We start from the raw sequence: 10646 nt of genomic DNA on the forward strand, positions 1-10646 counted from the left end.
TCCTTGGCAAAGAGGTGGAAGTAAGACTGGCCGGTCCCGGCTGGATCCTTGGCCCAGACGCTGCCGCCAAAGAAGCTGCCCCAGTTGTTGGGTTTTTGCCCATTTTTTCCGGCAAAAATGTAGTAGTCGCGGTACGGGCTCTTAGGGTCGCTGATGGCAGCCTTAAACCAAGGGTGCTGGTCGGACGTGTGGTTTAAGACAAAATCCATGATGAGCTTGATGCCTGCTTGGTGCAGGTCTTGAACCAAATTTTCAAAGTCGGCCATGGTCCCCATCACCGGGTCGATTTGGTAGTAGTCGCTCACATCGTAGCCATTGTCTACGCCAGGCGACAGGTAAATCGGGTTCAGCCAAACGGCGGTGATCCCAAGATTTTTCAAATATGGAATCCGCTGACGGATCCCGTTTAAGTCGCCGATCCCGTCACCGTTGCTGTCTTGAAATGATTTTGGGTAAATCTGATAAATAATGGCGTTTTGCCATGCTTCCTGCTGTGTCATAATTCGTTTCCTCCGCTATTTAATCTACAGAATTTATTGAGCGCTTACAATCGTGCTGGCCCTGTTATCGGTAACAAGCAAAAAAGGTCAAGCCGTCTTCAACGGTTTGACCTTTCACTAGCTATTTAGTTGATTCCGCCTTTGATAAAGTCGGCTTGATAAACATTTCTCCTTGGGGAGCCCCGTTTTGGTTGATCTTGCGCAAAATCAGCTGAGCCAGGTTTTCGCCGATCTTCCATAGGTCCTGCTTGACCGTGGTGATCTTGGGTGAAGAAACCTTGTCCAGCAAAATACCGTCAAAGCCAATTACGCCGTAATCGCCCGGAATGTCCTTCTCCTCTTCCACTAAAGCCTGGATGATCCCAGTCGCAATCCGGTCACTGCCGCAAATGAAGCAGGTGTTCTTCGGATATTCAGACAAGTGCTCTTTCATGAAGGCCCGAGCCGCCGTAGCGCTGTTTTTCACCCGGTTGACGCTCGGGATCTTCTTGTTTTGCTGCATGGCATTCACATAGCCCGCTTCTCTAGAAAACTCAAAGGCTTCTTTAACATCCAGGCCGATAAAAACTAAGTTGCGGTAGCCCTGCTTTAGGGCATATTCCGTCGCCATCGTTTCCCCGCCTAAGTTGTCGGTATCGACGAAGTCGTAGCCGCCCCGGTTTTCGCCAAAAAGGATAAACGGCTCTTTCAAGGCGTTCAGCATCGGATAGTCGTCAACGCGCGTCCCCGTAATGACGAAGCCATCAGCCGGCCCCTGCTCAATCTGGCTGCCCTTTAACAGCAGCTGCAAGGAATAGTTCTTCTTCTTTAATTCTGTAGCCATGCCAAACAAGACATTGGTATAGTACGGATCCATGTGGTCAATGTCTTCCAAGATCACAAACTTCACCACGCTAGTCTGGTTCTTAGCCAAGGCCCGGGCAGCATTATTTGGATGATAGTTTAACTTGCGCATGGCATCTTCCACTACCACCTGCAGTTCCGGCGCGACTAGCTCTGGGTGGTTGATGACCCTGGAAACGGTCATCTTGGAAACGTGCGCCTTTTGAGCCACGTCTTCCAAAGTAGCGGTTCTAGTCAAAAGCTTCCCCTCCCATCAAGGAATTAACTCTATAATTTTCTCTAGCGAATTTATCTCTTCTCTCTTGAACAGTTTACCATAAAAAAAGCGCTTTTCCAGCTTTTCCGTTTTCGCTTACAAATTTAGAAAAAGCATGTTTATTGAATAGGATATCTATTTTTCAACTTGCAAAAGGTAAGCAGCATATGGCGCTAGTTTTCCTTCCTTTAATTCGTCTAACGAGTCTTGGTTGCTTAGTAAAACTTTTGCCACTTGATCTTTAAGCGTGAACCTTTGCTCCGCGCCGGTCAAATTGCAGACAATCAGCCACTTTTCTTCTGCATTTTCCCGGTAGTAAGCCATCACCTGGTCTTGCGTGTCTAACAGGGTAAATGACCCATCGGTCAAGACACGATGTTGGTGGCGCAACTTAATTAAGGCTTTATAACAATAGTAAATAGAATTTGGATCATTCAAAGCCGCTTGGACGTTGATTTTCGAAAAATTCGGGTTAACATGCAACCAAGATTGACCGCTGGTAAAGCCGGCATCATGGCTGGTATTCCACTGCATCGGGGTTCTGGCATTGTCCCGGCCCTGGGCATTGATGGACTTCAAGATGTCTTCAGCCTTTTCCCCCTTTGCTAGCCGTTCGTCGTACATCCGCCGGGCTTCGATGTCTTCAACTTCGTCAATCTTGGACACCGGGCAGTTGGTCATGCCGATTTCTTCGCCCTGGTAGATGTAAGGCGTCCCCCGCAGGCCGTGCAGGAGAATCGCCAGCATCTTGGCGCTGACCACCCGTTTATCTTGATCATTGCCAAAGCGGGAAACGATTCTTGGCAGGTCGTGGTTGTTCCAAAAGAGGCTGTTCCAGCTGTGGTTGAAGTCCAGCTTTTGCCATTTGGCTAAGACCGACTTAAGTTCGCCGCAGTCAACCGGCTTCGTGTCCCACTTTTCCTTGCCCTGTTGCTTGTCTAATTCGGTGAATTCAAACTGGAAGACCATGGACAGTTCTTTTCGGTCAGGGTCGCTGTAAAGCGGAGCGTTGTCTAAAGTAGCCCCCCAGGTTTCCCCTACCGTCAAAAAGTCCCGGTCGCCAAAGGTTTTTTCGTGCATTTCTTTTAAGTAGTCGTGAAGCTTGGGCCCATTGCCGGTGATGCCCTTTTCCGGCACCTTGCCGATCAAGTCGATGACGTCCATCCGGAAGCCACCGATCCCCTTGTCGATCCAGAAGTTCATTAAGTCGTAGACTTTTTGCCGAAGCTTGGGGTTGGTCCAATTTAAGTCAGGCTGCTGCTTGGCAAAAATGTGCAGGTAGTACTGACCAATTTCCTGGTCAAACTCCCAGGCACTGCCGGAAAAGCTGGACCGGAGGTCATTAGGCTTTTCCTTGGCCCAAACGTAGTAGTCGTGCTCTGGCGAATTCACATTTTTCCGGGCTTCAACAAACCAAGGGTGCTGGTCAGAGGTGTGGTTGACCACCAGGTCCATCACGATCCGGATGCCCCGTTTGCCGGCTTCGGCGATTAATTTTTCCATGTCGGCCATGGTCCCGTACTTAGGGTCAATCTCCTCGTAGTCGGAAATGTCGTAGCCATTGTCTACGCCTGGGGACTTGTAAACCGGGCACAGCCAGATGGCGTCAATGCCTAGGCCCTCAAGATAGTCCAAGCGGGAGATGATCCCGCGCAAGTCGCCAATGCCGTCGCCGTTGCTGTCTTGAAAAGATTTCGGATAGATTTGATAGATAACAGCCTTTTTCCACCAAGGTTCTTTCTTTGCTTGCGTCATTTTTTCTATTTCTCCTTTTACATCTTCAATATTCTCATGCTAAAAATAAGCGCTCACATTTTTCAATAATTAACTATAGTCGTTCTGGTACAAGAATCAAGCAGTTACCGCTAACCATTTTTGAAAAAAGCAAAAAGAGTAAGAAAGAATAAAAAGACAAAAGAAAAAAGCAGTCTTTCGACTGCTTTTAAGTGCAAAGGCTTGGTATGACTAATTCCGTGCTTATTTAGGCATGTACCAGTTGGTTAATTCATCCTTGTTTTCATCGTAGTCGATCCCAGAGAAAACGTGGGTGAGCCACTCTAGGCTCAATTTAAACCACTGGGCCACGTGTGGGTTGCCCTGCCAGGAAATGTCGTCCGTAGCTAATTCCGGCGTGGCCAAGGAGTAGCCGTGAAAGCCCGTGTCAAACATGTGGGCTTCGCACTTGACCCCATTTTTAAACAGGGCTTCTTCGTAGGCCATGGCATTGGTTGGCAGGCAGATCGGGTCATTCCAGGACTGGAAGATAAAGGTTGGCGGGGTCTTTGGCGTCACACCCAAGGCCGTGTCGATCAATTTTTCATCATCTGGCAAGGCCCCGTCAGCCTTACCGCCAATTTCAAAGGCCACCTTGTGGACGTCGGTTAGTGGGTAGCCCAAGATGGTGGCGTTTGGCCGCACTTGGTCGCCTTCGTAGCCAAACTGCTCCTGATACTTAGGGCTGTCAGCCAGGTAGTTGGCGGCACTTGCGATGTGGCCGCCTGCGGAAAAACCGATAGTCATGATCTTGTCTGGGTCAATTTGGTAATCGGCGGCGTGGTCTCGGTAATAGCTGACCGTGCTCAAGACATCAAGTCCGGCATCTGGGTAGATCTTGCCCTCGTCTTGCAAGAGATTGTAGCTGACCACGCAGGCATTGAAGCCGCGGGCCACATAGGCTAGCGCTACCGGCTCGCTTTCTTTGACCGACAGGTGGGTAAAGCTGCCGCCCGGCACCACAATAGCTAGCGGCCGCAACTTATCTAGCGGCTTGTGGTGGTGCCTAACCGTATAAGTCGCGATGCTGTAAGTCCGTCCATTAAAGTTCTTTAGTTCGATTGTCTTCGTTTCCATTTTTTGCCTCACTTTTTCTTCGGCTCATCCCCTTGGCCAGCAAGAAGCTAGCTAGCGGAATCGTCAACAACACGCCCATCAGCGAATACATGATGATTAAGGCTTCGTTTACAAAAAGTTTATCATTAATTACCTCACCAAAGGTATAGTGAAGGCGGTAATACCATAAAAATAATGACAAAAAGCTGCCAAACATCCCATAGACGATGGTGTTCATGGCCGTCCCCAAAACGTCGTAGCCAATGGCCCAGCCACTCTTTAAGAGCTCGTGCTCCTTGATTTCTGGCTTAGCCTTTTTTAATTCCAAAAGTCCCGAACTAATGGAAACCGCGGCTTCTGCCACTGCCCCCAGGGCTGAAAAGACGGCAACCGTCACTGAAATCTCCTCATAGCTGATCCCCGGCATCTGGGAGTGGCCGAGCAGGATTTCCCCAGCTTCAACGCCAAGCCCAGCCGCTTGGGCCAGGTGCTGGATGCCAACGATTAAGACGCTGACGGCTAGCAGGACGATTATCGAAGCATAGAAGGAATTTTTGGCAACGGTATAGTCATGGGTCCCCAGGAAAATAATGGTCACCAGCTTTAAAGGAACAAAGATCAGGGTGATCACCGGAATGCTGAGGCCCCAGGAGATCAGCATGGCCACCAGGATCAAGAGGATGGTGTTGATCATCACGCTGAAAAAGGAGCGGATGCCGGTTTCCCCGCCGACGATGGCCATCAAGATGGCCAAGAGAATAATTAAAGCACCTAAGCTGCTCATTCTTTCCGCCCCCATTCTAAGCCCTTGATGGCCTCTTTGAGTTCAGCCTTCAGGCTGCTTTTATCCTTGATAAAAATCAGGCTGCAGCCAGTCGCAAAGACCACCGTCAAAACGATCCCAATCGCTGACACCGCACTTTGGGTGGCGCCTAGCGACATGGTGAAGTTAAAAGTCGTCCCAATCGTGTTGTTGTCTCTAAAGTAGAGGATGGTCTCGGGCAGGGCTTCTGAAATAAAGAGCAGGACCAAGACATTGATCAAGGGCCCCATGATTTCCTGGCCCATGGTCCGGCCACTTTGAACCAGCTCTTTAACGGTGATGTGAGGCTTGTGCTGGATCAATTCATAAAGGCTGGACACAATATCCGTCGCCTCATCCATAACGGCTCCTAGGACTCCTAAGAGGGTCTGAGCCATAAAGATCCCCCGCACGTCCTGGGTCGCGTAGTCGCCCATTTCATAGTTGAGGTAGCTTTCCCCGGTCAGCTTGATCACGGCATAGCAAAGCCAGAAGGAGACAAAGAGGCCTAAGAGGGTCGCCAGCCAGGTGACCAGCATTTTTTGATTGATCCCTTGAACAATAGCCAGGCTGAAGAAGGACAAGACAATGTCAGCTAAAGAGAACATCCAAACAATGCCGCTCCCGTTGACCTTGACGTCCCACAGGATCAAGATGTAAAAAAGAATCCAGCTGACGGCCAAGGAAAAGACCAAAAGCCAGGACCGGCGGCCCACAATGGCTAGGAGCAGGCCAAAAGTCAGGGTCAAGGTTAAGACCAAGACCCAGTCTCTTTTCGGCGAAATCAGGGCTAAAACGCCCTTGTGGATCTGGATAAAGACCCGCTGCCGGGCCCGGTACTTCTGGCTGACCAGCTGCGACGGAATATAGGTGTTGGTCACCTGGTAGGTCTTGCCCTGATATTTGCCGCTTAAGACCTTGACGTGGAGGTACTGCCGCCGCTCTTCGTCTTTATTGCCGTAGATGTCGGTTTCCTTTTTCAGCAGCTTGTCTTTAATTTGATAATCGGTGATGACAGCTACGTCATTTTTGTAGCCGGTCGTTTTCACATAGGTTAAGGCGGTCAGGGCTAAGCCTAAGATTAAGAAGAGGACCAGCCCCAGCCAACGCTTTTTCTGCATCGTGTGCCTGCTTTCTCTGATATTTTATTAATCATCATATGTATATGTATTTAACTGCATATATCTTTATTTTACCCTACACCCTAATCTTAATGCAAAAAAGGGACTGCGCCGGCAGTCCCTTTTAACTTTTACACTTAATTAAGATTAGCCTTTAAAAAGCTTCTTCCACCAAGGCGTCTTCTTAGCCTTCAGCTGCATGTCGGCCAAGGTCCGAAATTCTGGCCGGGCCTTTTGGGCATTCTCCTGCACCTTGTCCATGATGTCCCGGCGGACTTCCTCGGTGCTCTTGCCCATGTCGGCCACGACCTGGGCTCTTTTTTCTTCAACCGTCAATGGCCGCTCAGGCTCCTTAACTTCGCCGAGGTCCTCCAGGTCGTCAAAGTCTGGCAGGTCCAAGGCGTCATCAGCTGGAGCAGCCTTATTTTCTGCCGGTGCCGCTGCTTGCTGCGCTTGGGCCAGCTCAGCCACCTGGGCCTTTAAGGCGGCGATTTCTTCGTCTTTTTGAGCCAGGCTGGCCTTTAGCTCCTGAAGCTCAGCGTCAGCTGCGCCCTTGGGCTCGGTTGCTTGTTCACTGGCAAACAGTTCCTGAGCTGCTTGCTCCAGGGTCTTGCCTTCTTTGTTCATTTCTTGCATTTTCTTCAAATCAGCGAGATTTTCCGCCGAATAACGGCGGGCGTTTTTGACATGGGAAAAATAAGCCGGGTTGGCAGTCACCTTTTCCACGATCTGCGAATACTTGCGCAAGGTCGCTTCGCTCACGCCTAATTGCTTAGCCGCTTCACTGGTTTTCATCTGCTCGCTTACTTCACTCATCTTCTGAACTTTCTTTTTCTACTAATCTTCAATTAACAAAAAATCAACCACAGCAAGAAGTTATTTACTAATCTTTGTCTCTTTTGGCCTTTAGTCGTGCTTGTGCAAAAGCGTCTTCTTGTGAGCGTAGCGTTCCATTGCCAGGTCGATCAGCTTGGTGATCAGGTCTGAGTAGGAAATGCCAGCTTCTTCAAAGAGCTTTGGATACATGCTGATGTTGGTAAAGCCTGGCAGGGTGTTCAATTCGTTAAAGATCACTTCGCCATCTTCGCGCAGCATGGAGTCGATCCGGGCCATGCCGGAGCATTCGGTTACCCGGTAGATCTTCAGAGCATTGTCACGAACCTTTTGCGCCACTTCATCAGGGATTTGGGCTGGGATTTGCAAGGTCGTCGTTGACGCATTGCTGTACTTGTTGTCGTAGTCGTACCAGCTGTTAGCGGCGTTGATGATTTGGCCAACGCCGGAAACGACTGGCTGGTCGTTGCCCAAAACAGCCGTTTCAACTTCCGTACCAACGATGCCTTCTTCAACCAAGACCTTGTCATCGTACTTGAAGGCTTCGGCCAAGGCATCTGCGTAGTTAGAATCGTCAACCACGTGGGTGATGCCGACTGATGAGCCTTGGTTGGATGGCTTAACAAAAAGGTTGTTAGTGCCTAATTGCTCGCTCACCCATTGGTAGTCATGCTTAGGATTTTTCGCATCGTCATATTCGTAGCGCTTGATGGTTACCCACTTGGCAACGGGAACGCCCACTCTTTGGGCCAGGATCTTGGAGAATTCCTTATCCATGGTTACGCTGGCAGCCAAAACGTCGACGCCGACAAATGGCTTGTCGATCAGGCGGAAGAGGCCCTGCAACACGCCGTCTTCGCCCAAGTTGCCGTGCACGATTGGGAACAAGACGTCCAGTTCTGGCCGGTCAGCTAAAGCAGCGATGTTGGACAGGTTGGCAGCCTTGCTTGGCTTTGCCACCATGTAGGATGGGTCTTCCAAAACCTTGAATGAGTCTTCTTCGCTGGTCATGTAGCCGGCGTTCGTGATCCAGATTGGGTGAACGTCAAACTTGTCTTTGTCAATTGCCTTGTAAATGTTGCCGGCTGACGTGATGGAAACTTCATATTCTGAAGAATTCCCACCAAAAATCAAGCCAACTTGCGTTTTCTTCGTCATTATATTATCTCCTTTGTACCAACTCTAAATTATACCGAAAACTGGACCCTTTGGCGCACTTTATTAACGAATTTTAGGCTTTTTTATCGAGTTTTGTGCTATTAAAAAAATGCCGGAATCGGCTATAATATAAATTAGAAAGGGGTTGATGATCATGCGCCACAAAACCATACCAGTACTGCTCTTGCTTACCGTTTTGCCAGCCAACGCTACCGCAGTTAGTGCGGCTGCCTTTACGCCGCAAGAACAGGCCGAAGTCCAGCGTTTCCAGCGGGAATACCAGGCCTTAAACAAGACAGTCTACACCAAGCAAAATCTTTATGGCACAGTACCTTCGTTGAAGAAGCCTTTTAAGGCAGGTACCTTAAAGGCCAGCTACGTCAATGATCAATTAGCCTACATCAACTACTACCGCGATCTCTTTGGCCTGACGGCCGTTAAAACTACTAAGCAAGGCAACAAGGATGCGCAAACGACCGCTGCTGTCATGGCAGCAATCAACGCGAATCCTTTTATCAACCAGCACGGCTTGCCAAGCGAAAAGCGCCCAAGCTACATTTCTAAGAAAAATTGGGCTCTTGCGCAAGACATCTCTAACAGTGCCAACTTAAACTTTAATGCCAGCCCCCAAAGTGCCGGCGACGTCATCACAGACCTCTTGACGGACCGCTACAACCTGTCAGGGTCTGACACTGGCCACCGGGCCTGGATCTTGTCGACCCGCTTAAGCAAGATCTCAGTTGGGGCGGCTTATGGCACCAACGGCTACCGCTACTCGGTTAACCAGGTCTTGAATATTGGCGACAGTTCCCGGACGGCCAGCCGGGAGATGGTGGCTTATCCAAACGCCGGCGTCTTCCCGATTGAGCTGCTCAGCGGAAACGGCGTTGCTTGGTCGCTCTATTTTTCTAACAAGATCTACAATTCCGTACCAAAAATCACGGTAACGGACAACGACACCGGTAAGACGGTAACGGCCACCAATGTGAGGAACTACAGCTACTATGGCTTTGGCAACTTCCAGACAGTCATCACCTACTCTCCAAGCAGCCTGAAGCTGGTTGACGGCCACCAGTACACGGTGGTGGCTAGCGGATTGGCGACCTATAGCTTTAAGCTTTTTAAGCAAAGCGGGACCAGCCAAAGTTACGCAACTGCGTCAAGCACCGTCAAGTCTTCTAGCACCCAAACTAAGTCCAAGCTCAGCCAAAAGGACCTCCAGCAAAAGGGGCTTGCCAAGTACCTCTACAAGGTCGGCAAGAAGATTTCCAAGGTTAAGGCGAAGAAGGTCACCACGACCAAGGCCGTAAAGAAGACGACTAAGACGGCGAAGACCAAGAAGACCACCAAGTCTAAGAAGTCTTCCAGCAAGTCCAGCTCCTCGAACTCTGGGGGGAAATCGAAGAAAAAGACTTCCAGTAAGTCTAAGTCAAAGAAAAAATCAAGTAAGTCTAAAAAATCTTCTAGTAAAAAGTCTAGTAAGAAATCCAGTAAGAAGAAAAAGTAAGAAGTGACACAATGACCCAGCACCACGATGAATTAAACTGTATCAGCCATGTCCCGATTTTTAAGAATCTGCCCCTTGAGCTGCGCCGCGACCTGGTTCACATTTCCACCCACCAGCAATTTTTCAAAAAAGGCAGCCTGATGCACTCGCCTGGCGACGGCCGCCTGTCCGTGATGTCGCTTGACTCCGGCAAGGCCAAGATCTACAGCCTGAGTGAAGATGGCCATGAGCAAGTGATCAGCTTAATGCAGCAAGGCGACATCAACGGCGAAGAAAACTTGTTCGACACAGAAAACGACGACCTCTTTATCGAAGCCTTAGAAGACAGCACCGCCTGCTCCATCAACTATTCTGACTTTCAGAAGCTGCTCTTGAAGTCGCCGGAACTGTCTCTACACCTGCTAAACGAGTTTGGCAGACGGCTGGTCACCGCGCAAAAGAACGCGGTAAGACGGAATTCCATGGAAGCCGGCCCGCGCTTATTTGCTGCTTTAGTAGACTACGCCGATGAAGCGGGATCAAATACTTTTACCCTGCCCTTAAAGAAAAAGGACCTGGCTAGCTTGCTGGGGATTACGCCAGAAACCCTGAGCCGAGAATTCACCAAGCTGAAGAAAGAAGGCTATATCACGGCCAAGGGCAAGCAAATTACAATCTTAAAACAGTAAAAAAGCCGTGCTTTCGCACGACTTTTTTACTTGGCTAACAACAATTGGGGGAATGAATTGGCTAAAAAGTCCATGGCTAACTACATTAGGGGGAATAAGTTGCCCAAAAATGTCTTGGCTAACTACAT

The 10646-nt window shown here is 49.5% G+C and carries 10 protein-coding genes; 2 read left to right on the top strand and 8 right to left on the bottom strand.

Annotation, left to right across the window (positions count from 1 at the left end; genetic code table 11):
- The 8 genes from ACI4WN_RS02765 to ACI4WN_RS02800 all read right to left on the bottom strand — a co-directional run.
- Positions 1 to 500, bottom strand: a 500-nt coding sequence (locus tag ACI4WN_RS02765; protein ID WP_439776868.1) for an alpha-amylase family glycosyl hydrolase, incomplete at its 3' end; no start/stop codon positions are given.
- Between the two features lie 121 nt (positions 501 to 621).
- Positions 622 to 1581 (bottom strand): LacI family DNA-binding transcriptional regulator, encoded by a 960-nt coding sequence (locus ACI4WN_RS02770; RefSeq protein WP_439776869.1) that lies wholly within the window; start codon positions 1579 to 1581, stop codon positions 622 to 624.
- Positions 1582 to 1734: 153 nt separating this feature from the next.
- Complete coding sequence (locus ACI4WN_RS02775; protein ID WP_439776870.1) at positions 1735 to 3354, bottom strand: alpha-glucosidase; 1620 nt, start codon at positions 3352 to 3354, stop codon at positions 1735 to 1737.
- Positions 3355 to 3576: 222 nt separating this feature from the next.
- Complete coding sequence (locus ACI4WN_RS02780; protein WP_439776871.1) at positions 3577 to 4449, bottom strand: alpha/beta hydrolase; 873 nt, start codon at positions 4447 to 4449, stop codon at positions 3577 to 3579.
- Positions 4415 to 5212 carry a YibE/F family protein gene (locus ACI4WN_RS02785; protein WP_439776872.1) on the bottom strand — a complete coding sequence of 266 codons (798 nt, stop codon included), beginning with the start codon at positions 5210 to 5212 and terminating at the stop codon, positions 4415 to 4417. The genes ACI4WN_RS02780 and ACI4WN_RS02785 overlap by 35 nt, the downstream gene beginning before the upstream one ends.
- The gene (locus ACI4WN_RS02790) at positions 5209 to 6351 is read right to left on the bottom strand and encodes a YibE/F family protein (protein WP_439776873.1); all 1143 of its coding nucleotides are present in this window, start codon (positions 6349 to 6351) and stop codon (positions 5209 to 5211) included. Before ACI4WN_RS02790 ends, ACI4WN_RS02785 begins: the two co-directional genes overlap by 4 nt.
- A gap of 147 nt (positions 6352 to 6498) precedes the next feature.
- The gene (locus tag ACI4WN_RS02795) at positions 6499 to 7167 is read right to left on the bottom strand and encodes a MerR family transcriptional regulator (protein ID WP_439776874.1); all 669 of its coding nucleotides are present in this window, start codon (positions 7165 to 7167) and stop codon (positions 6499 to 6501) included.
- Positions 7168 to 7257: 90 nt separating this feature from the next.
- Positions 7258 to 8343, bottom strand: coding sequence for a D-alanine--D-alanine ligase family protein (locus ACI4WN_RS02800; RefSeq protein WP_439776875.1), 1086 nt, complete (start codon positions 8341 to 8343; stop codon positions 7258 to 7260).
- Positions 8344 to 8491: 148 nt separating this feature from the next.
- Between ACI4WN_RS02800 and ACI4WN_RS02805 the strand changes: the two genes are divergently transcribed.
- Together ACI4WN_RS02805 and ACI4WN_RS02810 are read left to right on the top strand one after the other, a co-directional pair.
- Positions 8492 to 9850, top strand: a complete 1359-nt coding sequence (locus tag ACI4WN_RS02805) for a CAP domain-containing protein (protein WP_439776876.1) — start codon at positions 8492 to 8494, stop codon at positions 9848 to 9850.
- An 11-nt stretch (positions 9851 to 9861) separates the two neighbouring features.
- Positions 9862 to 10518 carry a Crp/Fnr family transcriptional regulator gene (locus tag ACI4WN_RS02810; protein ID WP_009558663.1) on the top strand — a complete coding sequence of 219 codons (657 nt, stop codon included), beginning with the start codon at positions 9862 to 9864 and terminating at the stop codon, positions 10516 to 10518.
- Positions 10519 to 10646: the final 128 nt, after the last annotated feature.

The organism is Lactobacillus sp., from assembly GCF_051893255.1.
In the GTDB taxonomy this organism is placed as follows: Bacteria; Bacillota; Bacilli; order Lactobacillales; family Lactobacillaceae; genus Lactobacillus.

What these genes read in the sequence shown, in the direction of transcription:
- ACI4WN_RS02775 (WP_439776870.1), bottom strand. Translation starts at nt 3,354, where the DNA reads ATGACGCAAGCAAAGAAAGAACCTTGGTGGAAAAAGGCTGTTATCTAT.
- ACI4WN_RS02780 (WP_439776871.1), bottom strand. Translation starts at nt 4,449, where the DNA reads ATGGAAACGAAGACAATCGAACTAAAGAACTTTAATGGACGGACTTAC.
- ACI4WN_RS02785 (WP_439776872.1), bottom strand. Translation starts at nt 5,212, where the DNA reads ATGAGCAGCTTAGGTGCTTTAATTATTCTCTTGGCCATCTTGATGGCC.
- ACI4WN_RS02790 (WP_439776873.1), bottom strand. Translation starts at nt 6,351, where the DNA reads ATGCAGAAAAAGCGTTGGCTGGGGCTGGTCCTCTTCTTAATCTTAGGC.
- ACI4WN_RS02795 (WP_439776874.1), bottom strand. Translation starts at nt 7,167, where the DNA reads ATGAGTGAAGTAAGCGAGCAGATGAAAACCAGTGAAGCGGCTAAGCAA.
- ACI4WN_RS02800 (WP_439776875.1), bottom strand. Translation starts at nt 8,343, where the DNA reads ATGACGAAGAAAACGCAAGTTGGCTTGATTTTTGGTGGGAATTCTTCA.
- ACI4WN_RS02805 (WP_439776876.1), top strand. Translation starts at nt 8,492, where the DNA reads ATGATCATGCGCCACAAAACCATACCAGTACTGCTCTTGCTTACCGTT.
- ACI4WN_RS02810 (WP_009558663.1), top strand. Translation starts at nt 9,862, where the DNA reads ATGACCCAGCACCACGATGAATTAAACTGTATCAGCCATGTCCCGATT.